Source organism: Acidisoma sp. S159 (assembly GCF_009766125.1).
GTDB lineage: Bacteria > Pseudomonadota > Alphaproteobacteria > Acetobacterales > Acetobacteraceae > Acidisoma.
Genome location: NZ_LMUG01000043.1, coordinates 199,145 through 223,655, shown reverse-complemented (window position 1 = coordinate 223,655; position 24,511 = coordinate 199,145). Strand labels below are relative to the sequence as shown.

General features: G+C 61.3%; 24 protein-coding genes and 2 tRNA genes. 11 read left to right on the top strand and 15 right to left on the bottom strand.

What is annotated here, in order from left to right; genetic code table 11:
- Nucleotides 1-167 precede the first annotated feature (167 nt).
- Entirely contained in the window at nt 168-899 is a 732-nt protein-coding gene (locus tag GSQ92_RS12920; RefSeq protein ID WP_159013530.1) for an arginase family protein, read from the top strand.
- Nucleotides 900-1,229: 330 nt separating this feature from the next.
- On the opposite strand, the gene GSQ92_RS12915 is transcribed toward GSQ92_RS12920, so the two are convergent.
- From GSQ92_RS12915 to gatC, 8 genes are all read right to left on the bottom strand, one after another.
- Nucleotides 1,230-3,395: an ankyrin repeat domain-containing protein gene (locus GSQ92_RS12915; protein WP_254066616.1), complete on the bottom strand. Its 2,166-nt coding sequence runs from the start codon at nt 3,393-3,395 to the stop codon at nt 1,230-1,232.
- Nucleotides 3,364-4,866, bottom strand: coding sequence for an NAD(P)-binding protein (locus tag GSQ92_RS12910; RefSeq protein WP_159013528.1), 1,503 nt, complete (start codon nt 4,864-4,866; stop codon nt 3,364-3,366). Before GSQ92_RS12910 ends, GSQ92_RS12915 begins: the two co-directional genes overlap by 32 nt.
- 668 nt (nt 4,867-5,534) lie before the next feature.
- Nucleotides 5,535-6,062 (bottom strand): hypothetical protein, encoded by a 528-nt coding sequence (locus GSQ92_RS12905; protein WP_159013527.1) that lies wholly within the window; start codon nt 6,060-6,062, stop codon nt 5,535-5,537.
- Nucleotides 6,059-7,285, bottom strand: a complete 1,227-nt coding sequence (locus GSQ92_RS12900) for a site-specific integrase (protein ID WP_159013526.1) — start codon at nt 7,283-7,285, stop codon at nt 6,059-6,061. Before GSQ92_RS12900 ends, GSQ92_RS12905 begins: the two co-directional genes overlap by 4 nt.
- 138 nt (nt 7,286-7,423) lie before the next feature.
- A tRNA-Ser gene (locus GSQ92_RS12895) sits at nt 7,424-7,516 on the bottom strand.
- Nucleotides 7,517-7,610: 94 nt separating this feature from the next.
- On the bottom strand, nt 7,611-9,059 hold the full coding sequence (gene gatB, locus GSQ92_RS12890) for an Asp-tRNA(Asn)/Glu-tRNA(Gln) amidotransferase subunit GatB (RefSeq protein ID WP_158805444.1): 1,449 nt from the start codon (nt 9,057-9,059) through the stop codon (nt 7,611-7,613).
- A complete protein-coding gene (gatA, locus tag GSQ92_RS12885; RefSeq protein WP_158805443.1) occupies nt 9,056-10,543 on the bottom strand; it encodes an Asp-tRNA(Asn)/Glu-tRNA(Gln) amidotransferase subunit GatA in 1,488 nt (495 codons plus the stop codon). The genes gatB and gatA overlap by 4 nt, the downstream gene beginning before the upstream one ends.
- Entirely contained in the window at nt 10,540-10,839 is a 300-nt protein-coding gene (gene gatC / locus GSQ92_RS12880; RefSeq protein WP_158805442.1) for an Asp-tRNA(Asn)/Glu-tRNA(Gln) amidotransferase subunit GatC, read from the bottom strand. Before gatC ends, gatA begins: the two co-directional genes overlap by 4 nt.
- A 52-nt stretch (nt 10,840-10,891) precedes the next feature.
- Between gatC and ruvX the strand changes: the two genes are divergently transcribed.
- The 3 genes from ruvX to GSQ92_RS12865 all read left to right on the top strand — a co-directional run bounded on the left by ruvX (nt 10,892) and on the right by GSQ92_RS12865 (nt 12,039).
- The gene (ruvX, locus tag GSQ92_RS12875; RefSeq protein WP_159013525.1) at nt 10,892-11,374 is read left to right on the top strand and encodes a Holliday junction resolvase RuvX; all 483 of its coding nucleotides are present in this window, start codon (nt 10,892-10,894) and stop codon (nt 11,372-11,374) included.
- Between the two features lie 62 nt (nt 11,375-11,436).
- Nucleotides 11,437-11,512 (top strand) — tRNA-Ala (locus tag GSQ92_RS12870).
- Nucleotides 11,513-11,736: 224 nt separating this feature from the next.
- The gene (locus tag GSQ92_RS12865; RefSeq protein ID WP_158805440.1) at nt 11,737-12,039 is read left to right on the top strand and encodes a hypothetical protein; all 303 of its coding nucleotides are present in this window, start codon (nt 11,737-11,739) and stop codon (nt 12,037-12,039) included.
- A 395-nt stretch (nt 12,040-12,434) separates the two neighbouring features.
- Here the strand turns inward: GSQ92_RS12865 and GSQ92_RS12860 are convergent, their stop codons facing one another.
- A complete protein-coding gene (locus GSQ92_RS12860) occupies nt 12,435-12,977 on the bottom strand; it encodes a cytochrome b (protein WP_158805439.1) in 543 nt (180 codons plus the stop codon).
- Nucleotides 12,974-14,089, bottom strand: coding sequence for a catalase family peroxidase (locus tag GSQ92_RS12855; protein ID WP_158805438.1), 1,116 nt, complete (start codon nt 14,087-14,089; stop codon nt 12,974-12,976). The genes GSQ92_RS12860 and GSQ92_RS12855 overlap by 4 nt, the downstream gene beginning before the upstream one ends.
- Nucleotides 14,090-14,434: 345 nt before the next feature.
- Here GSQ92_RS12855 and GSQ92_RS12850 point away from each other — a divergent pair, with 345 nt between their 5' ends.
- The 4 genes from GSQ92_RS12850 (at nt 14,435) to GSQ92_RS12835 (ending at nt 15,899) form a co-directional block, all read left to right on the top strand.
- Nucleotides 14,435-14,725 carry a hypothetical protein gene (locus GSQ92_RS12850; protein WP_158805437.1) on the top strand — a complete coding sequence of 97 codons (291 nt, stop codon included), beginning with the start codon at nt 14,435-14,437 and terminating at the stop codon, nt 14,723-14,725.
- 112 nt (nt 14,726-14,837) lie between these two features.
- Nucleotides 14,838-15,116: a hypothetical protein gene (locus tag GSQ92_RS12845; protein WP_158805436.1), complete on the top strand. Its 279-nt coding sequence runs from the start codon at nt 14,838-14,840 to the stop codon at nt 15,114-15,116.
- Nucleotides 15,117-15,274: 158 nt separating this feature from the next.
- Nucleotides 15,275-15,454, top strand: a complete 180-nt coding sequence (locus tag GSQ92_RS12840; RefSeq protein WP_158805435.1) for a hypothetical protein — start codon at nt 15,275-15,277, stop codon at nt 15,452-15,454.
- A gap of 175 nt (nt 15,455-15,629) precedes the next feature.
- Nucleotides 15,630-15,899, top strand: coding sequence for a hypothetical protein (locus GSQ92_RS12835; protein WP_158805434.1), 270 nt, complete (start codon nt 15,630-15,632; stop codon nt 15,897-15,899).
- Between the two features lie 639 nt (nt 15,900-16,538).
- Here GSQ92_RS12835 and GSQ92_RS12830 read toward each other — a convergent pair.
- A complete protein-coding gene (locus tag GSQ92_RS12830) occupies nt 16,539-18,254 on the bottom strand; it encodes a diguanylate cyclase (protein WP_216856820.1) in 1,716 nt (571 codons plus the stop codon).
- Between the two features lie 256 nt (nt 18,255-18,510).
- Here GSQ92_RS12830 and GSQ92_RS12825 point away from each other — a divergent pair, with 256 nt between their 5' ends.
- Nucleotides 18,511-18,711 (top strand): helix-turn-helix transcriptional regulator, encoded by a 201-nt coding sequence (locus GSQ92_RS12825; RefSeq protein ID WP_158805433.1) that lies wholly within the window; start codon nt 18,511-18,513, stop codon nt 18,709-18,711.
- A 537-nt stretch (nt 18,712-19,248) separates the two neighbouring features.
- Nucleotides 19,249-19,689, top strand: coding sequence for a hypothetical protein (locus GSQ92_RS12820; protein WP_158805432.1), 441 nt, complete (start codon nt 19,249-19,251; stop codon nt 19,687-19,689).
- 6 nt (nt 19,690-19,695) lie between these two features.
- Here GSQ92_RS12820 and GSQ92_RS12815 read toward each other — a convergent pair whose 3' ends face one another.
- The 4 genes from GSQ92_RS12815 to GSQ92_RS12800 all read right to left on the bottom strand — a co-directional run bounded on the left by GSQ92_RS12815 (nt 19,696) and on the right by GSQ92_RS12800 (nt 23,433).
- Nucleotides 19,696-20,508 carry an inositol monophosphatase gene (locus GSQ92_RS12815; protein WP_216850548.1) on the bottom strand — a complete coding sequence of 271 codons (813 nt, stop codon included), beginning with the start codon at nt 20,506-20,508 and terminating at the stop codon, nt 19,696-19,698.
- A gap of 17 nt (nt 20,509-20,525) precedes the next feature.
- On the bottom strand, nt 20,526-21,446 hold the full coding sequence (locus GSQ92_RS12810) for an ROK family protein (protein ID WP_158805431.1): 921 nt from the start codon (nt 21,444-21,446) through the stop codon (nt 20,526-20,528).
- Between the two features lie 9 nt (nt 21,447-21,455).
- Entirely contained in the window at nt 21,456-22,208 is a 753-nt protein-coding gene (locus GSQ92_RS12805) for an SDR family oxidoreductase (RefSeq protein ID WP_159013524.1), read from the bottom strand.
- A 109-nt stretch (nt 22,209-22,317) separates the two neighbouring features.
- Nucleotides 22,318-23,433: a substrate-binding domain-containing protein gene (locus tag GSQ92_RS12800; protein WP_254066612.1), complete on the bottom strand. Its 1,116-nt coding sequence runs from the start codon at nt 23,431-23,433 to the stop codon at nt 22,318-22,320.
- 236 nt (nt 23,434-23,669) lie between these two features.
- Between GSQ92_RS12800 and GSQ92_RS12795 the strand changes: the two genes are divergently transcribed.
- On the top strand, nt 23,670-24,476 hold the full coding sequence (locus GSQ92_RS12795) for an SDR family oxidoreductase (protein ID WP_254065878.1): 807 nt from the start codon (nt 23,670-23,672) through the stop codon (nt 24,474-24,476).
- Nucleotides 24,477-24,511 lie beyond the last annotated feature (35 nt).

Below are 24,511 nucleotides of genomic sequence, written 5' to 3'. Positions count from 1 at the left end.
GCGCGCCTGCGGGCCGTCCTTGGTTCTCTTGGCAGCAACGCGCATATGCGCCGCGGTGAAATCAGTTCGAAGCGGGACCGGCATGGCGAACTCCGAGGTTCGCCATCTTGAATCGGATTAAACTCGATTCGGGAATCCCCCACGAGTCACCCTCAACGAGACTTGGTATGAGCGCCGTGGATCTCGGAGACGTCTTCCTCCGTTGTTGCGATCCGCTCTCCCTGCCGGGTGCCATCGAGGCCGCTGCCACGGCGGTGTTGGCGACGGGGGCGATGCTCATCGGTCCGGGCGGCGACCACTTCATCACCTTGCCACTCATGAAGGCGACGGCTGCCCGGCACGGCCCGCTCGCCATGATCCAGTTCGATGCCCACCCATACACCTGGCAAGACGCGCCGTCTCAAGAGGGCCGGTTCACCCTGGACCACGGCACAATGTTCCGGCGCGCAGTGGAGCAAAACGTCATTGATCCGGTTCGCTCCATCCAGGTCGGCATTAGGACCTGGGTGGACGATCGGATGGGCATTGCGATCCTCGACAACGTCGAATGCGAGGATCGGTCAGTGTTCGAGATTGCTGAGACGATACGGCGGACGGTCGGCGACAGGCCCTGCTATCTCACAGTGGATATTGATTGTCTTGACCCTGCCTTCGCTCCGGGAACTGGAACGCCGGTCTCCGCAGGGATGACGCCGCTCAAGCTGCTCCGTATCTTCCGAGCGATTGCCGGCCTCAACATCGTCGGTTGCGACTTGGTCGAGGTCTCGCCACCCTATGATGTTGCCGGGATCACGGCGCTTAACGCCGCAACGATCCTCTACGAGCAGTTGGTGCGTATCGCTCGGAATAAGGAAGCTGCGGTCTCAACTTACGCTGGGGTCCCCTCGATCATAGCTTAAGTTACTACTCTCGAAGGCAACGGCATCGGATCTGATTGCGGCCAGAGCATCGCGGTGATGGCGAGGGCCGTGATACCGTCCTCGCCAACTTTCTCGAATGTCCGCTCTTGAAACAGCTAAACGTGATGTCCTATGGCCGGCTTGGGTCGAGAGCCGAAGGGGGGCTTTAAGGGCCTCTGGGTGGAAAGCCGTGTCGAAGCCTTCAGACTGCTAGACTAAGCTGCCGATCTTCAGTACCTCCCCGTCGATCTTTTCACCCTCGTGGACCGATCCAGACACTGCGTTGTCGCGTCGGTAAGTTGCGGTCAGTCTCCTACGGCTATCAAACAATTAGGGTAACGCGCCGAAGCGGTTGACCAAACTCACGTCTCGAGTACGGAGGGCGATGCGCAATAGACTCTCACCGGCCGCGTTGCTCCGTTCCGGATCCGCTCCCTGATCGAGAAAGAAATCGATCATGTTATGATTCGATGCTGCAACGGATGCCATGAGCGGGGTTTCTCCGTTGTTGTCGGAAGCGTCCACCGCAGCGCCGGCGCGCAGGAGTAAAAGTGCTTTGTCGCGGTATTCCATCTCGTCGCCGCTGCCACGCGCCAAGTAGTGCAATGCGGTTCTGCCACGGCCGTTGACCGCACGAGCATCAAGACCGGCACGCAGAAGATAGGCGACATGGTCAGGGGAGCCGCGCTCAACCGCGGCCATTAATGCGGTCGTACCGTCGCGGCGGCGGGCATCTCGGCCGGCCGACAGCAATCGCGTGGCGATTGATGGCACGTGCCAAAACCGATATCCCCTGAAGATGGCGGCCTCGCCTCGATCATCTAGGGCATTTACCGATTCCGTGGTCGCGCCTCGATCAAGCAGCAACGTCACGCAGCGCTCATAATCCTCATTGCCGCCCTTGAACGGGTTAAGGCACTCGTCAAGTGCCGTGTGGCCCAGGGCATCGCGCGCATCGACTGCCGCGCCGCGGTCCAGCAACAGCAGAAGCATTTCCGGCGACAGGATGTTGGCGGCAACGTGCAGCAACGGGCGTCCCGCCGGGTCGACTGTATCGGGGGCGACCTCGGCCGCCAGCAAATCGACGACCGCCAATTCGTTTCGATCCATGATAGCACGGATCAACGCCGCTTCCCTACTAGGTGCGCACTCCGGGGCACGCAGCAACTCCGCCACACCGGTCCGGCCGTAGATCGTCGCGTGATCCAAGGCGTCGAAGCCGTGGCTGTCGCGCATCGATTGTTGCGCGCCCGCCGCCAACAGCCGTTCTGCCATCGCCGGGGAGTTGCAGTTCATAAGCGCGGTGCGACCTTCGTTGCCCGCAATGTTCGGATCGATGCCCGCCGCCAGCAGGCGATCGATCGCATCCACTTCTTCGCCCATTGCGAGCCAGTGCAACGCGGTCCAACCATGGCTATCTCGCAACGATACGTCGGCGCTGCGCTCGAGGAGAAGTGTAAGGCATGGTATGCAACTCCGCCGATAAGTCGGGATCAAAAAATTCCAGTTGTGCGCCAGCACCATCAGTGCTCCATGTACATCTTCGGACACCGCGTTCGGGTCGATGCCGGCATCCAGCACACCTCGCAGAAAGTCGAGGTCTCGATTGTACACCGCCCGATGCAGGATGCGCGCCTGGTAGGCTGGATCAGGCGGCAGACCGCGGGCCAGAAGCTTGCGCGCAATGCCTCCCGATCTTGGCCAATGCAGCGCACTGTCGAGAATGGTTTCGCCGTCCGCGTCACGCCGGGTCAAATCGGTTTCCGCTATTCTCATAAAAGCCGTTGCCGCCTCCTCCAAGCCCTCTCTCGCGGCGATGTGGAGTGGAGTACGCCCAATTCCATTGATGGCATTGGTAGAAGCGCCATGTCGCAACAATACCCGCAGCATCTCCGGGCTATACAAGTCCGCTTCCGCGTACATCATCGCATTTGGCCCCTCGGCGCGAGCCAACAACCGATGCAACGACGTGCCGCCGGGCCACCAAAAGCCTATTTCCGAGCCGTGAACCGATTCGGAAGGGACGCTGCCTTGGAGGCTCGCATCGATCGGCACGTCGGCGGCGAGTAATCGCTCAACCAAACGTACCCGGTTCGTCGAAGCCGCCCACAGCAGGATCCAGGCACACAGTGCGGGAGGTGGTTTGTGGCCCTCGCGTATAAGTAAATCCGTCCAGTCCGTGGCAGCGTCACCGCGTGAATCGTCATCCCGCCGCATTGCTCTCGCGGCCAACGATTGTCCCGTGGCATCCCTGGCATCCAGTTCGGCCCCTGCTCGGAGCAACGCGATCAGCCGAATTGGGGTTGGCTTCGCGAGCGCATTATGGGTTGCTTGGCAAATATCCCTCGGTCCAGCCGCGACCACGGAACGCAGGACGTCCGTGCGCACCGCGTCCGGTTCGCCGAGCCCGTCATCAAACTGATGGAGAGCCAGTTCGAGTGGCGACACCCCGTCGAGCAGAGTGTCAGGCGAAAGACCGGCGCGCAGTAGATTCATCACCCCCGGGCACGCCGGATCGAATGTACAAGTTGAGACTTTCGGGCGCCAGCGGGACGTTGAGGTCGGCCAACCACTTGCGTGCTTGCTCGGCCGGCGTGAGCGGAGCCGCCGCAAGTCTCGAGATATCGGCGGCTGGTGCAATCACGGTGACGGTAGGCGCGGCGCCCGGGAACCGCGCGCGTGCGCCTGGGGAAAGTTCGGCGGTGGCCAGGCGGTACGAGGTCGCCGCAGGCGGCAACGTCTGTCTGAACCGTTCCGACAGCGCCAGGAACGGTTCCAAATTGACGTCACTTGCAGCACCAAAACGGAACACCCGTAGACTGGGCCGGATTTCGTCATCCCCCAACCGCGTGACTATTGATCCCGGCTCGCATAGGCACTCAACCCGAGTCCGATATTGGATCCGCGGCGACGGATTACGCAGCGCATCGGCCTGTATCACGAGGAATGCGGTTAGCCGGTTGATAATCGCAGTGGTGCGGCGGAAGAGATACGCGTCCCGGGTGTGCAGCCAGACGTCGGTGTTTCGCTTGAGCCTATCGCAAACGTCCAGAAGTAATGTGCGCGGCACCGGCAGGCTGTGATATTCAGCCATTATGTCGCAGGCCTCGTCGGTCCAGGCGCGGCGCTCGACTTCAAGCAGGTTGCCGCTCAGTTCCCCGATCTGTGGGTGGTTTACGATCAGGTCGATCATTGCGCCATGGTCGTGGTGCTGGAGCGCTGCCATCGAGAAGTCCACGAGCCCGCCGTCACCGTTCCCCGAAACGAGCAGAACGGCGCCGGGCGAAAATGGACCGATTAAAGAGGCCGGCATCCAATAGGGCAACTTTTGTCCGTCGGGCCCGGCTCGCTCGTAGCCAAAGCCAATCGATAGGATCGCGGCATCATACACGTCACCGTTTTCTCGCCCTTTGACATCAACACGGCACCCGATCCCGGCGAGCGCGTGAACCTGCTTGACGTCACATCCGGTATGCACGGCAAGATGACCGCCTGAGTGACGTTCGATAAGCTTGAAATCATCAATGATTTTTAAGGCCACGCTCTTCGCTGTCCCGGCCCGCCAATTCAATATCGGCAACCCGGCGTCCGACTCCGTTGATCCCTCAGCGGGCCAATCGTAAATATGCGGGTGCAGATCACGGTCGCTCGGCCGCTGCAAATGCATGAGGTCACTGCTGCGTTCGAATAAATCGATCCGCAAGTTCGGCGCGGCGACGGCGAACGCCGCAGCCGCCGTTAAGCCGGACGCGCCTGCGCCGATGATGGCAACGCGACCACGCGGGCGAACGATTTGCTCGGCAAGCAGGGCGTCGACGAGATTGAGTGCACGTCTCTGCTGCGAGAGGACCGTCACGCGGGACTCAAAGCACCCCAAGAAGAATATGCAAGTGCCCGGCACCCGCGCGCCGGTCAGAATGAGGGAATCAACCATCGTTGCCCTGAGATTCGCGGCGTCCGGAACCATCAACAAGCCTGGTCATATCGAGCCCACCACAGAGTGTCTGAGCGTGCAGCCTTCGCTCTAGATCGATAACGGGCTTTGCATGTCCCCTGTCCATGCTAGCTGAAGGCAAATAGCTGGAAAGGTCAATTACAATTCGACGCCCAACCGTGCCCTCGATCTTGTGAACGGCACTATCGCGGCATTGCACGGCGCCTGTCGGTTTGATTGCTACCTACCTAGCGCGGGTTAGGTGGGCCGTCATATTCACATCCACCGGTCGCCACCCCCTGAAATGTGTTGCTTTGCCCTGTTGGCAGTATGATCACGCTGGGCCATGTCACACGGGTCGACTGTGACTATTGCCTCCAGTCTAGTGCCTCCGGCACCTCGCTCTGCGGCGGTAGAGGACGTCCGGTTGATGGGGGCAACCGCAGTAACTTAACTACAGCGATGGCCCAGAGCCGCTACCGGCGAGCACTGGCGAATGACTGTTTTCAGGATCGGCTGCCCTCCTTGCCGATGACTTGGTCGAAAACGGGAGTCGTAGCTCAACAGCCGCCGAGGGACGCTCGTGCTTGAGGCCACGCACATTCTACGCGTCATCTGCTATATGCTATGCTCGAATGCCTGATACTGGCTCGCCCAAATTTTACGCCTCCGGGCCCGATACTTCAAAATGTGGGTCGAGTTCAGACTTTTGCGTTATGCCGGCGAACCCGCGCACGCCCATGGGTGCGATCCTTCTTCTCGACACCCAAAAGCTTCATCTCATCTGCGACGAACCCATCTACTTCTTTCTTCGATAAGGATTCACCCGCAGCGCGCTCAATAATACGAGTCAAGCTTTGTGCGATATTAATTGCAGCGCTGCGAGGCTTTCCCCTTCCCGGTTGCCGTGGAAAACGCGGCTCCAACAACTCAATCATGTCCGCCAACAGCCTAATCTCTGTCGACTCTTGACCGCGCGCTGTGCGCTCCTCATCTATGAGTGCCGGCAAGTCAATCTTCAAAGCCGCCAGTGATTTCTGAATTCTGTACAGTCTTTTCAGGCTCTCGCTTGAGTGCAGGTTCCATTGACCCCGCATGAAAGCCGCATGGTTAAGAACGGTGGCAATCTGACCCGCGGCTTCACCAGATATTGGGAGCTTGCACTGGACATATTCAGCGGTCAAAAGCGGCTCGCCCTCGACCTCTGGCTCTTTCTCGAGTTCGGTCATGCTGGAATTCCGACAAGTGAACCAGAGGTTCGGCAAAAAGTTGCCCAGCCATCCATCAATCGCCGTCTGCGCTCGAGTAAGTCCCCCCGTTGGTAAGCCGCCACGGTCTTGTCACCGACAACGTGCGCGAGTGCTGCCTCGGCAATGTCTGCGGATTCCCCAGTTTCTGCAGCCCAGTCACGGAACGAGCTGCGAAAGCCGTGCGCCGTAAGGTCGCTTCGCCCCATCCGACGTAAGGTCATGAGCAAGGCCATGTTGCTGAGCGGCTTCCCCATCCTTGCTCCTGGAAAAACAAAACTGTCCTCGCAGTCCCGCTCCCGCATCTTGCCGGCCTCTCGAACGACCGCCAGTGTGCATTCCGATAGCGGGACGCGGTGCTCACGAGCCGCCTTCATGCGTACTGACGGAACCGTCCAGACCTTCGTTGCGAAATCAAGTTCCGACCATTTAGCTCCCAAGACTTCGGCCGTACGAGCAGCGGTTAGAATAGCAAATCGGAGCGCTAGCGCCGACATTCCGTCCTCGGCTTCTAAAGCCATCATGAAGGATGCGACCTCGGCCCACGGAAGCGCAGCGTGGTGCTTAACCGCCGCCACCTTGGATCGCTTGGGCAGCACGTTTTCCAGGTGCCCCTTCCAGCGAGCCGGATTCTCACCCTCTCGCCAGCCATGAGTTTTGGCGTAGTCCAGCACGGCTTCAATGCGCCCGCGTAGCCGAGAGGCGGTCTCCGGCTTCGTTGTCCAAATGGTCTCGAGGATCTTCGTGATGTGTCCGGTCTCGATCGCTCGCACCGGGATTGGGCCGATCTTAGGGTAAGCATAGGCGGCGAGTGTCGCCGGCCACTGTGCGGCATGCTTCTCGCTCTTCCAGCCCGCGCGATTGCTCTTGATGTAGGTTTCGGCGCACGCTTCGAAGGTCATTGCCTTTGCATCCGCGACCCTTGCAGAGCGGCGTTTCGCGAGGCGCGCCTCAAGCGGATCAATACCGTCTAACTGGAGCTTACGGCATTGACGAGCGCGCTCACGGGCCTCGGACAGCCCGATGGTGTGCAGGGGCCCCAGCCCCATTTCTCTTGCCTTCCCCCCGATCATGAAGCGGAAGACCCAGCTCTTACCGCCTGTTGGCCCGACGTTCAGGTAGAGGCCGGCGCCGTCCCCGTAGATGCCCGTTTCCTTGACCTTCTGCACTTTCGCCGGGGAGAGCTTCTCGATGATCCGGGCCATTTTCGTCCCCCGAACTGTCCCACAAGGAAGTACTGGATATCACGGGACGATGCGGAACGGCAAGGGAATCAGACCATCGGAATGTCTAATGATTTTCGAAGGTTATGGGACAATACAGGACGTTGTGAGATGGTGTTCTGGCGGAGGGGATGAGATTCGAACTCACGGTACGGGTTGACCCCGTACAACGGTTTAGCAAACCGCCGCCTTCAGCCACTCGGCCACCCCTCCGCCGGGAAAGGCATCCGCATAACACGGCGTTTGCGGGCGGAGTTCTACCGGGCCGGTCCAGCGGGGTCAATGACGGCGATGGCCCGAACGCCGGCTATAGGCGACGCTTGAGGGCATCGTTGACCAGGGCCGGATTGCCCTTGCCCGCCATCGCCTTCATCACCTGGCCCACGAAGAAGCCGAAGAGCTTCTGCTTGCCCGACTTGTATTCGGCAAGCTTGTCGGGATTGGCGGCAAGCACCTTCTCGACCGCAGCGTCGATGGCGCCCGTATCCGTCACCTGACGGAGCCCGCGCGATTCGACGATGGCGGCGGCTGGCTCGCCCGTCTCCATCATCGCTTCCAGCACGTCCTTGGCGATTCGGCCATTGATCGTGGCGTCCGCCAGCAAATCCAGGAGACCGCCGAGCGCCGCGGCCGAAACCGGGCTGTCGCCAATGCCGCGGCCAAGCCTGTTCAGCCCCGCGAAGAAGTCGCCGAGCATCCAGTTGGCGGCGATCTTGCCGTCCCGCCCCTCGGCTAGAACCTCATAGAAATCGGCCGTCGCCTGCTCCATGATCAGCACCCCGGCGTCATAGGCCGGCAAGCCGTACCGGCTCATGAAACGCGCCTTCTTGGCATCGGGCAGCTCGGGTAGACCGCTGGCCAGCCCATCCACCCAAGCCTGTTCGATCACCAGCGGCAGCAGGTCCGGATCCGGGAAATAGCGATAGTCATGCGCGTCTTCCTTGCTGCGCATCGACCGCGTCTCGCTGCGCGCCGGATCGTAGAGGCGGGTCTCCTGCTGCACCGCCTCGCCAGACTCCCAAACAGCGACCTGACGCCGCGCCTCAGCCTCGATGGCCTGCATGACGAAGCGCACAGAGTTGACGTTTTTGATCTCGCAGCGTGTGCGGAATTCCTCGTCCGCTTTTCGCACGGAGACATTCACGTCGGCGCGCATGGAGCCTTCCTCCATATTGCCGTCGCAGGTGCCGAGATAACGCATGATCGTGCGTAGCTTGCGCAAATAGGCGCCAGCTTCCTCCGGCGTGCGCATATCGGGCTCGCTCACTATCTCCATCAGTGCGACACCGGCACGGTTGAGATCAATGAAGGACAGAGCTGGGTCCTGGTCATGCAGCGACTTGCCGGCATCCTGCTCCAGATGCAGACGGGTGACGCCGATCTGGCGTGTTTCACCGCTTTCCAGCAGGATCTCGATCTCGCCTTTGCCCACGATGGGGTGAGCAAACTGGCTGATCTGATAACCCTGCGGCAGATCAGCATAGAAGTAATTCTTGCGGTCGAAGCGGCTGACGAGATTGATTTGGGCGTTCAGACCGAGCCCGGTGCGCACGGCCTGTGCCACGCATTCCGCGTTGATCACCGGCAGCATGCCGGGGAAGCCCGCATCGACGAAGCTCACCTGGCTATTGGGCGGAGCGCCATATTCGGCCGACGCGCCGCTGAACAACTTCGCCCGGGATATGATCTGGGCATGGACTTCCAGCCCGATCACCAGCTCCCAAGGTCCGGTCGCACCCTCGATAATGTAGCTCATCGCAGGCTTCCCACGCGGATTTGCGGTTTCGCGGAGAAACCGGCCGCGCTCTCCAGCGCCTGCCCCACGGCGAAGACCGTTTCCTCGTCGAAATGCTTGCCGATGACCTGCAGGCCTAGCGGAAGGCCATCGCCATCGAGCCCCGCCGGCACCGAAATTCCAGGCACGCCGGCGATCGAGGCCGGGACCGTGAAGACATCGTTGAGATACATCTTGACCGGATCATCCATATTCTCGCCGACACCGAAAGCAGCTGACGGCGCTGTCGGCGTCAGCAGCGCATCGACTTGTCCGAAGACATCCGTGAAGTCCTTGAGAATCAGCGCGCGGACCTTCTGCGCCTTCAGGTAGTACGCATCGTAGTAGCCGGCTGACAACACGTAAGTGCCAATGAGAATGCGGCGCCGCACCTCTGCGCCGAAACCCGCCGCGCGTGTCTCCTCGTACAGATCTGTCAGATCCTGCGCCGGGACGCGCAACCCGAATCGCACGCCGTCATAGCGGGCGAGGTTGGACGAGCATTCAGCGGGCGCCACGATGTAATAGGTTGCGAGGCCATATTTCGTGTGCGGCAGAGAAACATCGACGATCTCGGCGCCCGCGTCGCGCAGCCAGTCTAGGCCCTGCTGCCACAGCCGCTCGATCTCGGCCGGCATGCCGTCAGCATGATACTCGCGCGGCACGCCGATGCGCAGACCCTTCACCCCGCGACGGCAAGCGGCCGCGTAATCGGGCACCGGCCAGTCCATGCTAGTACTATCGCGCGGATCGTGGCCGGCCATGGAGCCGAGCAGGATGGCCGCATCCTCCACCGTGCGGGCAAAGGGTCCCGGCTGATCCAGCGAGGAGGCGAAGGCGACCACGCCAAAGCGCGAGCAGCGGCCATAGGTGGGCTTCATACCCACTATGCCGCAGAAGCTCGCGGGCTGGCGGATCGAGCCGCCGGTGTCGGTGCCGGTCGAGCCCAAAGCCATGCCCGAGGCGACCGCCGCCGCCGAGCCGCCCGAGGACCCGCCCGGGACGAGTTGAGTATTCGACCCCTGGCGCTGCCATGGATTGATGGTCGGCCCGAAGGCCGAAGTCGTCGTGGAGGAGCCCATGGCGAATTCGTCGAGATTGGCCTTCCCGAGGAATACTGCGCCATCCCTTAGCAACTGGCGGGTGACCGTGCTTTCGTAGGGCGGCACAAAGGGTTCCAGGATGCGGCTGCCCGCGGTGGTGCGGATGCCGTTCGTGCAGAAGAGATCCTTGATGGCGAGGGGGATGCCGGCGAGCGGACCACCCTCCCCGCGCGCCAAAGCCCCATCGGCTGCATCGGCGGCGGCCAGCGCCGTCTCGGGCGTGACCGTGATGAAGGCGTTCAGGCTTGGCTCCAAAGCCTCGATAGCAGCGAGATGCGCTTCCGTCAGTTCCCGCGCCGAGATGGTCTTCGCCCGCAACGCATTACGCGCGCCAGCGATGGTGAAATCGAGCGTATCGGTCATTCGACGACTTTCGGCACGGTGTAGAAGGTTCCGGCCCGAGCCGGGGCATTGGCGAGCACCGCCTCGGTTTGGTCGCCATCAGTGACAACGTCCGCACGCATGGCGAGAGTGGCCTGTCCGACGGAGGCCAAAGGATCAACGCCCGAGACATCGACCTCGTTCAATTGCTCGATCCAGCCGAGGATGGCGCCGAGTTCACCCCGCAGGCGCGACACCTCCTCATCGCCCAGGCGGATGCGCGCCAGTCGCGCAATGCGACGCACCACGGCGTCGTCGAGGGGGGCAGCTGAGGCCATGAGGTGCCGAGATCCCTTGGGAGTTTGAGAGCGGCGGACCATAAAGGCGCCCATGCCCATCATCAACCTGACTGACCTTGTTACCAACCTGTCCGCGGAAGAGCGCCTCATCGGTCTCGACCCAGGCTCCAAAAACATCGGCGTCGCGCTGTCGGATGTCCGGCGGCGGGTCGCCAGCCCTTACGGCACCCTGCCGCGGAACAAGATCAAGGCGATCGCCTTCCAGATCACCAAGCTCGCCGAGCGTGAGCAGGCGGGCGGCCTGGTGGTCGGCATGCCGCTGGAGGAGGACGGCCGCATGGGTCCGCGTGCCCAAGCTGCCCGCGACTGGGCCTGGGCCTTGTCCGAGGAGGTCGGACTGCCGGCGGCGATGTGGGACGAGACGCTCACCACCGCAGATGTCCATGAGATGCTTATTGGCGAGGCCGATCTTGGACGACGGCGCCGCGCCCAGGTGATCGACCGCCTGGCGGCAGCCCGGATTCTGCAGGGCGCGCTGGACAGTCTGGGGGACGCCCAACAACCGCTGGCGTGACCCCTCACTGGCAGGGCTTGATCATGCAGCCCCTGCGCGTCTATATGCCGCCCACCCAAGGCGGGGCCATAGCTCAGTTGGGAGAGCGCCTGAATGGCATTCAGGAGGTCGTCGGTTCGATTCCGATTGGCTCCACCATGGATTTAAAAAACTTAGCGGCCGGATTAGGTACGCTCCGAAGGCGGCCAGGTGGCGTGGCTCTCGGTCAATGCCGGCGCATTCGGCCTGCGCACCAAGTCGATTGCCCGATCCGGGTCGCGAGGCATTCCGTTACGACCTCTCTGACTTGACGGCGTCTCCTTTGAATACACATGTCTTTTCGGTCTCGGAGTGACTCTGGCCGTTGCGACCAAGGAGACGAGATGAACACGTATGTCATAGTCGCGGTTACTGCCCTTGCCTTCACGACGGGGACCGCGATGGCGCAATCTACAACATTGGTTCCCGCGCCATCCACCGTGGTCCCCCCGCCGCCTGGCACCCTGAGCGTCACCGAAACCAAGAAAACCGATGACGGTTTCGGCGACAAGACCGTCTCCGAGAAGACCACCTACGGAAACGCGAATGGGGCCGTCGCAAACACGACGACCACCACCATAAGGCAGCCGCCGCCACAAGTCATGGTGACGACCAAGCTCAAGGTTACAACAAGCGCGCCTCAATAAGCGCAGATCCATCCCCGACAGGAGAGACAACGATGACCGTCAATAAACGAGGTTTCCGGCTGGCACTCAGTGTTCTGCTATTGGGAGGTGCATCCGCCTTGGGGGGATGCATCGTCAATCCGCCCCCCGCGGCTCCCGTCGCTCCCACCACGACAGAAAGCACCACCACGACCACCCAGCCGATGCCAATGGCGCCGCCAGTCTCATCAACGACCACGACGACACAGACGAATCCATAGTCTGGAATCGTTCTGACCGAAGGTGCCGGTTCGATACCGGCATCTCAATTGCTTGAAAGGCTCGGCCAACACTGAACAATCGAAGCTATGGGGTGCGCGAAACCTCTGACACCGCAATTTCGGGCGGTTGAGCGCCCGTCATGTCTATAGCGAGAATTAACTCTTGGTCGAAACTGATGCCATGCTCTCGAGAACACCGTCTCTTCGGATCAGACCGTGGAAGAGCGCCGCGCCTAAATGGGCGAGGAAGGTGAGGAATAACAGGTAAGCCAGAACCGTATGTGACTCGCGGAGCACCGCGTACAGAGCGGGGTTTTGCGGCAGGATCGGTGGCAGCGCCCAGGGTCCGAACAGTATGATCGGATAGCCTCCAGCGGAGAGCATCCCCCAGCCGATGAGCGGCATAGCGAACATTAGCGCGTAAAGCAGGAGATGCGACGCCGTAGCGGCTAGACGCTGGATCGGCGGCAGCGAGGCCGGAAGCGGCGGCGGTTTATAGATCAATCGATTGATGACGCGGATCACCACCAGAATGAGAATCGCTATTCCTAGCGGCCTATGGATCGCTAGAAGCAAATGGTAACGCTGCGAGACTGACGTCACCATCCCCACGCCAATAAACAGCATGGCCAATACCAGCACCGCCATGACCCAGTGCAGCAGGCGCGACGATGCGGAAAAACGCTGGTGATTTGTCATGACTTACCTCCGGCAGCGACCTCTTGTGGCGTGACGGCACTGGGCGGCTTCTCGCTTCGCTCGTTCTCACGCAGAGTGAAGGAACGAGAATAGGTCGCGGAACGCGTGCTTAGCAGCGGATCGTCTGATGGCTCGATGCCTGAGGGGAGAACCGTAGGGTCGTAATTGACGTTGATGCAGGGTCCTCCATCCTCGCTAGCCAAGTGATCAAGCGACACCGTTCCGGCGTCAATTTGCTGACGGTCCGACGGCCATAGCAGCGTCGGATTCGTGGTGTCCGTGGGTTGCCCGACGGTGACCATAAGCCGCCATTGCACCGGCTTCTTCGCGACCTCGGCAATGAGGGCATCAAACAGGCCGTTTTTGCCGACGACCGGTGGAGCGTCACTGGCAGCCACAAACGGCTGCACCGGAACCGCCGACCATTTGACCTGAGTTACGTCACCCGCCGCATTGATGAATCGGAACGTGTTAATGGAGTTGTAGGTTGTGTTCGCGAAGCCGGAGGATACGGCGCGGGTCTTGATAATCCCAATTGCCGGCAGAAAAGCAGGGTGCGCGGCAACGAAAGCCTCCATCTTTGCTGGATCTGGCTTTCCCGACATTTTGTCGGGCAAGGAGGCGATCATCTGGTCGTAGAACTCTTGCGCGTTCAAGAATGGGAAGACCGGTATGTTGATCATTCCCGTGCGCCACTCCTCGCCGTTTTGGGGGAGGAAGCGGAGCGCAAGGCTGCGTACGGTCGCCGGCTCGTCCGGGATGAACGGCATGCCGCCCGCGAACGCGATCCGTGCGACGACGGGCACGCGGCCTGAGGCGAATAACATGGCCTTGGAAAGCGACACCGCCTTCCCGTCACTCTCGAACCAGCCAGTTGCGCAGACGCCCTTGGCGTGATTGCGGCGGAAGCCTGGATGAGGCCCGTTCGTCGCCTCGAAGCCCGCTATCATCCGTTGCGGCGTTAGCCGACCAGGGGAGAACCACCCGCCGGTATAGGCAAAAGCCGCCGTAGAGCAGAGCAGAACCACACCGATCCCTCCCAGTCTCGCCACGATCGCGGCCGGGCTGAGAGGCGGGCGTCTGTCGGCGGGGTCGCGCAGATAGTCGGGCATCGTGCTACTCCGTCCATGCGCGTCTCTGTGGCCACGCGTGGAAGTGCGCCACAGAATACGTCCATGCTATGGGAAGAGCGACCAAGCCTCAAGCCTGACCGCCGTCTCGTGCGATTGCGACCAGTCAATGAATGCGCCGCGCATTGCGGAAGCCCAGTACTGCAATTGATCTCTTTTGTCCGGCCATCAGGAAGGTTCCCCGGGACACCGCCTATTACTTGGGCCGTTATGTACGGCGCCGCGGCGAGTTCCTCTTCTCGAAACGACCAGTCGCGATGACGCATTTGTTGTCGTCCTAGACTCGACGCCGCATAAGCTCGGTCAACACTTCGAGGAGACGAGCCCATGGATCACGACGCCGGCTGGGCCGCCCGACAAATCACCCTGGCCTCCGTTGGCGCGGACGGCCAAAGCGCGGACCTGACACTCCCTTGCCGCTGGGTGGAATACATCCAGACATGGGACGGCGATGCACCGCCCTTCTTTATCGTCCATGTCAGTCACACCGACCGCCTGGGAACGGCCGACTGGCAATCGCTCGCCTTCGAGGACCGCGGCGGAAAGTCTCATAGCTACCTTGTTCGAGACGTCAGGGAGATCCGGCCGAATGTCGTGCGGCTGACGAAGGTCGGTTGAATACCCGGTAAAGCTGTCCCACGACGGCCACGGCCTGAGGCCGGGCTGCCCCGGGTGTCCCGCGCGCCAGGCCAGATCGGTGATAGGATGCACCCTGCAAAGGGGCACGCTCATGACCTACGATATTTCGGACCTCCACAGCGGGAACATCCCGCCCTGGCACGGCGCTACAATCGTCTATGGCCGGGCGTGGATGATCCTCGATCACTTGCGGAAGAATGGCTTCGTCCCGGACTGCAAGACCGATTTCAAGGTCAAGACACTGATCAACGCCGATATGGCGAGTTTGATCTCGGCGCTCGAAGGCGGTGACGAGGCGCGGGTACGCCAATCCGTAACTAGCAACCTTCGTTTCCTCACGGTGCAGCAATTGGCCGAGACCAGCCGCTGAGCTGCCGCGGGCGCCAGTGCCTGCTGGCGTGAACATCGTCCCATCGCGCCGTCGCCGCCAACGCATAGGGCAGTGCGCGCGGCCGGAAGAGCCGTGACAGGCCAGGGAGGCGGGCCTACCGTCCTGGCGCGCCAAAGAAAAGAAACGGAGGATTCGTTATGACCAGTTCAAGCCAGACCTCGGTCGAGATGGCCCATCTTATCCGCGCAGGCGAGGCCCAAGCTGCCGCCACCCTGACCGCCCTCGTCCTCGGGACGATCAAAACCGCTGACACGATCCCCGCCGTCATCCTCACCTACAAGGAGGTTTACAGGGCCATGTTTGGCCGGGAGCCTTGACAGAGCGAGGAGCTCGGTGGCGGCCATTGCGGGTTCACCCGTTCGTGACCGCTCGGCGCCTCCGAAAAAATTAACTTGCCCCGCGTTCCGCCATATACTGACAAAATCACCGGCGCGGGTCTGTCCTTCAGGGGCGGCTGAGCGGCGCATCCCGCGCCAGAAGAGGCGCAGGGAGGTGGATGTGGCCGAATACCGAATTTATCTCGTAAATCCCGCTGGACGGGTTGCGGGGCGTTTCGATGCGGTTTGCTCCAGCGACAACGAGGCTCGTTTCGCCGCAAAAAATCACCTCAAACCCGGTGAGCAAGCCGAAGTTTGGACGGGCGACCGATGCGTCGGGCAAGTATATGCGTCTGTGAATGGTGCGAATATCGCGCTGGAAGCGGTGGCTGGCGCAGCGATGAGGCATCCGAAGGCGAGCGGCACCCCACAGCTTTCACGCTGAAGCCTGGTGATTTTCGCCCTCAGCGGAGAACCGGACGGCAAGGGCTGTCCGCGCCGCACGGTTCGTGACTACGTGGGGCGTTGCGTGCGCGTGGTGACAACTGAGCGCTAGCCTCTGTTGTTCCCGATCCCCGTCGTCTGGGAGACACCGGTCCAGGTCGATCCCCCGTTTGGAAACTCCGAAATCCCACAACTGACCAACCCTAGGAGCATGGCGATTAAGACTAGGCGACAGCAGCGGGTTGTACCGAACATATTGCGCATTCTCCGTCTAAGATCCTGATTGGCAAGTAAGATAATCCCGCAGCCGATCCAGCCAAGCCTGGAGGCCTGACCTTAGGAAATCTGATCGCAACATAGAATTCATAGTCTGCCGCGCCCTCCCCGGCTCGGGCATTTCAATAAGTTAACCCTATTTTAACCGCGCTCTGGTGACGCTAAGCCGATAGTGGGCAAGGTCATCAATTCCAGGTGGTGGGAATGCCGGTCCGACGAGCATCGATGAAGGCAGAAGTAAAGCGACGATACTCGAAGAAGGAAAAGCTTCGCGAGGAGACGAAAAAGAGTCGCCCTAAGAAGCGCCTTGCTCCGGATCGCCCTGCCGAACAGGGCGTGTAGACACCGCCCGGCTTAGCAACGTCTAAGTCGCCATGCCCTCGGTCTCGATCAACGATAGGCGCGGCGGCGGCGCGCGCAGCGAGGCAACTTCGACCCGATCGCGACCGAGCTGTTTTGCGCGATACAACGCGACATCAGCAGAAGCGAGCAGCTCGTTGGCGCTTCCGCAGGTCTCTGGAACGCAGGCGACACCGAGGGACGCGGTAACAGCGAGGCCCCCTGCCTGCGTCAACTCGGAGATGCGGCCACGAATTTGCTCGGCTTTGCCGGCCGCTAAGGCCAGCGGGCAGTCCGGTAGCAGGACGGCCAGTTCCTCGCCACCGTAGCGGCAGGCGACATCAGTGCCCCGCAGGCATGAAAGGATCGCCGAGGCCGCATCCCGCAGCACCGCGTCGCCAGCGCTATGACCATGCTGGTCGTTGAGCCGCTTGAAGTGGTCGAGGTCGATCATAATGGCGGAAATTGGCGCTTTCCGGCGCTCCGCCTCCAGGCACATGCGCTCGAGCATTTCCTCGAGGAAACGTCGGTTGTACAGGCCGGTCAGGGCGTCTCTCAGTGCCTGATTGCGCAGCCTCTCCCGCAGCGCGAGGCTCGAAAGCGCCAGCGACATCGCATCGGCCATGGCTGCGGCGACCGGTTGCGCCGCCAGGAGACGCGCAGGCCCATCGGCCACGGCCGGGTCCGCACTGATCTCGAGAAGTCCGTAGAGTTCGCCCCGTGCGGCCATCGGGATCTCCAGAGACACTTGGCGCTCGTTGACATGGCTGCAGCGCAATGCGCCGTTCTCAGCACGGTTCATATGCGGCTTGCCACGCTTGAGAGCCCAGCAGGCATTGGGTGCGAGGTGGCCGGCACTCGCTTCGGAGGAACCACCCCAGCGTGTCGCGAGGTCGAGCCGGTCGCGGGAGTTGTTGAAGACATACAGCGCGCCGCCGAGGCCCGGAAGGAGCCTGGTGGCGGTCGCCCGTAGCACCTCGTTCGTGTCCTCCTGCCCCGCCGCGCTTTGCAGCATGTCGGCCATGGAAAACAGCTGCTCGGTTTGCTCGCGCGCTGCGAAACCGGTGTTGATCGCGCGGATGATGCGACCGAAGGCATAAATCATCGCGAGAGCGGCCAGCGCCACCGCGGCTAGGTTAATGAACTGATATGCTCGGCTAATCGCGTCGGCCGTTTCGCTCCAGCGGTCGGCCATCTCATGCGCCCGTGCGACGTATAGCGCGATCTGCTGCTGTAGCTGATCCCTCGCCGCTTGCACCGCAGGAGAGAACAGCACTGCGGCCGCTTGGTCTCGTTGATTGACGTCCTCGAGATGGATCGCCGCTGACCATGCGTCGAGCAGTTGGCCGAGCGCTGCACGGGTACCGATATGCGAGCCGGACGCTAGCCCGGCCTGGGCAGGCAGTTTCGGCAGAATCGTGGGCGCGAGGTCGTCAAGGGCCTGCAGCGCGAGTTGGTATGGCAGCAGCTCTTCCGCCCGCCCGGTCAAGACATAGCCGCGCACACCGAAACCACCCTCGATGAGGGCGTCGCCGAACTGCTGGCCTTGCGCAAGTTGGTCCGCGTAGCGATCGCTGCGAGCATCGTTGTATTTGTCGGTTAGAAAATCCGCGACCGTGATCAGGCCGATCAGCAGGATGAGGCCCACGATGACAGCCGGCATGATCGCGGTACGGCTGCGCTGAAGCCCCCAGAAGCGGGGCGCAGCCTGCCTCTGGCGAGGATGGTCGTGAACAGCCACGGGGTGCGTACCCTCAGTTGAAATAGCCAAGCGGTTGAATAACACCCCACAAACAACACCAAGTGGTTGAAACGCAAGGACGAACTACCGCGGATCCGGCACTGTCGCCATGGCAGGTGCCAGGACGGTCGCAACCGCAGCACAATACTGGTCATCGTTACTGATCTCAGCTATGACTACTGAGCTACGCCACAAAAAGTGATGACCGTTGCGAACTTCCAGCCTTACGCCACAGCAATGCCGGGGCGCGCGTGCTATGCTCAATATGAGGCGTAAGGATCTCGCTGTGGCCGCCTCGGTAGGCCATAGTACTCTGTTCGATTTCGAGACCGGCAAACGAAATCCTCATCCGCGAACCCTAGCCGCCATTCGCTCGGCGCTTGAGGGGGCGGGAGCGGAATTTATCGAGAGGGAAAGCGGCGAAGTCGGGGTGACTCTCCGACCGGAGGTAGAATGAGCTTCGAAAGCCTCCGTTTATTGTGAGTGCCACGCTCTTCACTGCGTGTGCCGGTCACTTCTTCTTGCGGTAGAAGGCGGGCGTTTTCGCCTCACATGGGCGCCAGGTTACGTTTTGTAGCAACTCAGGGGCGAGCGCCGGCGCTAATTTCAAGCTATGCACATTGCCATCCACGAGATGGAGACGGCCTTGGGTGTGTGGCGATTGAAGCTTCATAATCCCGATGGAGTCCGCGAGGATGACCGTCGGTTCGATGATTTGAGGACCGCGCTGGCCGCCGCGCGCGTCATTCGCGCGAAGCGCCCTGACCTCCGACTTGTCGTAACCGTGCCGTCGGACGCTTCAGAGGAAGACCGCGATCGCGTGCGGCAAATCGGCACTTATCTCCCGCCAGACGCCGATTGATTCGCTGGCCGCCCATGGCGGCCTGCGAAAAGGACGATGGTTTGCAAGGTGTCGCGGAGAGCGCGGCGGGCGCCGTAACGCCAGTGACAATCGTTACGAATGCGCCTAATCTTCGTGCGACAGGAGGCTCGTATGAGACCCCGTGCGGCTGTCACGATGATGCTGGCAGCAAGCTTGGCACTGAACACTGCCGGAATGGCGCGCGCGGCCGGTTTGGCCTGCTGGAACAAGAGCCTTCCGATTGCGGCACCGACGGACATCTCCTGTGTCCCGCTGACACGCGATTTCCTGCGGAGCATGCGCGGGGTCAGCCGCGCGCAGGTTATAAGCTCGATGGGGGCAACTGGCCGCCCGAGCGAGGATCGCCTTCACTACCTAAGCAATTACGGTGATGGAAAACAGCTCGGAGCCGGGGAGGTGAATTTCACCTTCGACGCCGACGACCGCGTCATCAGCATCGATGCGATAGTAGTGCAGCCTCACCAAGCGAGGACCATCGACTTCCAGTGGGACTCCGTCGGCTACCAATGCTCGGATTTCCCGGAGAGTCGGTTGCCCTGCAGCGCCCGGTAGCTATTCTTAGCCGACCTCGGGTATCGAACTACTTTGTCCAAGGAGCTCCGCTAGCAGCGGATAAAGGTCTGGCGGCCCAGCGGCGAGCGGATTGCCCTGCCACAGGCCCTCGTTTGCCATGAAATTCGAGACGCGCCCGTTGGCCGCCTCGACGACAGCCACGGCGCCCAAGCAATCCCAAGAATTGATGTGCTGCTCGACATAGCCGATGAGCCTACCGCAAGCGACATAGCAGAGAGTGAGCGCGCCTGAGCCTTCCCGATAGAAGGTTCCGCCCGCATGAAGAACACGGCCAAACATTTCCAAGAAGGTCGCGGGTGCAGAGCGCGATGAATAGCCGATGCCGAGTATCCCGTCTGCAAAACTCGCCGCCTTGCTGACGGTGATCGGATGACCGTTCAGTGTCGCGCCCGCATTTCTTCTCCCAACAAACAGCTCCTCCCGCACCGGCGCATAAACGAAGCCCATCTCGACAATTCCGTTCAGGACGAAAGCGATAGAGACACACCAGGCGCTCATGCCGCTTATGAAAGGCTGAGTGCCGTCAATCGGGTCTACGACCCAGATGCCGCCTTCGTTCTCAACCTCACTCCGTCCTGTTTCCTCTCCCAAGAAACCGTCTTCTGGGAAGCGTGATTTGAGGCGGTCCTTGATGAGAATTTCGACGTTCAAATCCGCCTCGCTCACTACATCCTGCGGACCCTTGTTCTTGACGGTGAGTGTTTCCAGCCGGAGAAAGTATGAATGCGCCAGCGCGCCTGCTTCCTTCACCAAAATGGCTGCGAAGTCGAAGCGAGCGTCCAGGTCACATGCCTGCATATCGATTCTTCTCTCTGTTAGACGCAGCGACTGGCAGTGGAAGCGTCTCGCCAGAGCCACGCAGCACCACGTACGCCGCTCGAATCGCCGTGGAGCGCTTTGCGGATCGGTGTGGAGAATACCGGCGAAAATGTATAGCGCGCTATGCTTTCGGGAAGATCGACATAAAGCTCATCAATATTGGACATCCCGCCGCCCATCACGAAGATGTCAGGATCAAGCGTGTTCACGACCACGGATAGGCCACGCGCGGCCCGATCCACATAACGCCGCCATACGAGAGTGGCGAGATGATCGCCATTTCGCATTTTCTCAACAATCTCGCGAGACTTCAAGGGAACATCCGCATGCCGAGCATAGTCGGCCTCGAAAGAGCGGCCGGAGATCCAGGTCTCCAAACAACCGTGTTTGCCGCAATAGCAGGGCGCGCCAGGGGTCTCGGCTGGGGTTGAAAATGGCAGAGGATTATGGCCCCACTCGCCCGCGCTATTGTTCGCACCGTGATGAGCGCGGCCGCCCACAGCGATTCCGGCGCCCGCACCACTTCCCAGGATGACCGCAAAAACAACATTGAAATTGGCACCGGCGCCATCCACAGCCTCGGAAGCGGCAAGGCAATCGGCATCATTCTCGACACGAATTGGTCGCTGAAGGGCCTGCCGCAGATCGGCCTCAACTGGCTTGCCCAAAAGCCAGGTTGAGCTTGCGCCTTTGCCAAGACGTGACAGGGGCTCCAGTGATCCCGGGATGCCGATGCCGATATGGCCGGTCATTCCGGTCTCGCTCTCAAGCCGGGCGACCAGATCGACGATGACCCCAATGCATCCGCGATAATCCTGCCGCGGCGTATCCCGCCGTATTCGCAGAAGTTCCCGGCCTTCAGGCGAGAGCGCCACGCCTTCGATCTTCGTTCCGCCCCAGTCGATCCCGACAAGCATCGAGGGGTACTATCCTCGGCCGACGAAGGGCATTTTGGTTGCCATGACGGTTATCGTCTGGACATTCGCGTCGGGTGGCATCGATGCCATGAAGACAACGCTGCGCGCGACTGCCGCGACATCCATGACCGGTTCGACCGCGATTCTGCCATCTGCCTGCGGCACACCGGTTTGCATCCTGGCTGCCATGGGGGTGAGCGCATTGCCAATGTCGATTTGGCCGCAAGCGATGTTGTGCTGCCGCCCGTCGAGGGAGAGCGACTTCGTCAGGCCAGTCACTGCGTGCTTTGTCGCGGTATAAGCGATTGAGTTCGGGCGTGGCGCATGCGCCGAGATCGATCCGTTATTGATGATACGGCCACCCTGCGGATTCTGATCGCGCATCAGGCGAAAAGCACCTTGAGCACACAAGAAAACGCCCGTCAGATTGACTGAGACAACAGTGTTCCACTGCTCGAAGGTCAGTTCGTCGGGCGACGCGGAGACGTTGACGCCGGCATTGTTGAATAGAAGGTCCAGACGTACGAAGCGCTGACGCAAAGTCTCGAACAGCGCATCGACCGCCTGCGGGTCGGCGACATCCGTCGACTTGATCATGGCGGCGGGCCTGCTTTCGCCCGCCAGCGCCGCCGTTTGCTCTAGCGCTTCCACGCCCCGGCCGGCGAGGACTACATTCCAACCATCGGCCAAGAGAGCCAATGAAACCGCGCGGCCAATCCCGCCGCCGGCACCTGTAACTAAGGCCACTCGCTCAGCTTTCATGGCTGATCTCCTTTAGGGACGCCCGAACCAGCGCTAGGGCATGCCTTTTTTGCATCCCTGGGAATGTGACGCCAGCCTCCCGGGTTATTTTCCTGGCGTCAGCGGAAACTCATTTTCCCCAGATTTTCGCGTAGGCGTCCCGGTAGTGATTGTCCGGGTCATAGATATCCTTCTTGCCGCCGTCTTGATCGACGTTCTTCGCCGTAACGAGATGCACCGGCGCGACATAGCCCGATGGCGCCTGTCCCGCGAAGGCACGATTGAGCTCGTCGATCACCTGCCAACCCTGGAGGATCAGAGGCTCCGGCACCGTCGCCGCCTGAAACTGACCGGACCGGATCCGCTCATAGGCCGAGATGCTCCCGTCGCCCGCGCTGATATTGACGGGCGGCCCGGCCGGGTCACGGCCCGCGTCGGTGAGGGACGGCCCCATGAAATCGTAATAGAGGTCATTGATCGCGAGGGAATAGGTCCATTTCGCGCCATAACGCTGCAGCAGAGAGGTAGTGAGCTGCGGCATGCGCGTGCTGGTATCCGCGAGCGGCGTGTCCTCGAAGGACAGGATCGTGCATTCGGTGCAACGTTTCACCTCGTCGCGCATCATCCGGGCTTTCGACAGCGCAATCGCATAGGCACTATCGGTGAAGACGATGACGCCGGCATGTCCGTCGCTCATCGCAATCGCATAGTCGGCGGCAACCTTGGCCACATTAGCGCTGTCGCTCGTGATATTGGTGAAAACATGCTCGTCCGGCATCGCGCCCGGCTTCGGGCCGCCATGCCAGGCGACAATCTTTACGCCCTGGTCGACCGCCTGCTGGATGCTCGCGGCATTTTGCACGACGTCATAGCCACCGATGACGATCCCATTGGGCTTGAGCGCCATGGCCTGGCCGAAAGCGGATTGAATGCCGGATATACTCCCTTGCCCGTCGAGCACTCGGATCGTCCAACCGATCTTGGCACCCGCCTGCTTGACGCCGTCGCCAACCTCTTGAATGCCGCCGTTGCGAAGATCCGCTGCGACATACACGACGGTTTTACCTGTTGCCGCGACGGGCCCCGTGGTCGGGCCGGTCCAGGCTGATGCAGGCGCCGTCGCGGCGGCGACCACCGCCTTCGCCTGGGACAGCACGTTATCTGCTCGTGCCGCCGCTGAAAAGCCGAGTAAGAGCGCCACGCCGAGGAAGACCGCGCCGCACATTTCGGTTTCGGTAAGTCTCATCAGTATTTTTCTCCCTTGATCTTGGGCTCGATGATCGGCGCGCCGCCGTCACCTTACGCAAAGATCAGCTTTCGAGGGGGGTCGGATCACCTTGCACACGCCGCTCGATTCCTCCCGCGCCTTCTTGCCGATCTTCGCCGGATGTTCACCCCATTACTATGCAGGGCGGGCCACTACACTTGAATGTGCGCGGTTGCCTCGGCATAACATCGATCGTTCCTAGGAAGAAGTTTTTTGTGGTGGGGGTGGTGGTGCGAACAGGTGGGGTAAAGCGATCGGATCTCTTCAATCTCGATGGGCGTCTTGCGGTGATCACGGGTTCGAGCCAGGGGATCGGCTTCGCGATCGCCGAAGGTTTGGCGGAGGCGGGCGCGCGGGTCGTGCTGAATGGCCGAGACGCAAGCCGGCTGTCCGCGGCAGCCCACGCGCTCGGCGCGCAAGCTCTTCCGGCCGACAACGGGCTCGGTGCCTTCGATGTCACGGATCCGACAGCGGTTGAAGCCGGAATTGCCCGGATCGAGGCTGAGGTTGGGCCGATCGATATCCTCGTCAACAATGCCGGTATCCAGCGGCGCCAACCCCTCGACGAGTTCTCTGTTGAGACTTGGCGGGAGGTGATGCGGACGAACCTCGATAGCGTGTTCTTCGTGGGTCAAGCCGTCGCACGCAGGATGATTCCCAGAGGCCAGGGTAAGATCATCAACATTGCGAGCCTGCAGAGTGAGGCGGCCCGTCCGACAATCGCGCCGTACACGGCGTCGAAGGGTGCGGTGAAGATGCTGACGCGCGGGATGTGTGCGGATTGGGCGCAGCATGGGCTGCAGATCAACGCGATCGGCCCGGGCTACTTCGAAACTGAGCTGAACAGCAAGCTGCGCGACGATCCGGTATTCGATGCGTGGCTGCGCAAGAGGACACCATCAGGCCGCTGGGGGCGCGTCGAGGAGCTCAAAGGGGCCGCGGTGTTTTTGGCCTCGGCCGCTTCGAGCTTCGTGAACGGTCAGGTGATTTACGTGGATGGCGGGGTGCTGGCGGTTCTTTGATACGACGCGAGTTGCCGTCCTTTCGCGCCCAGCAT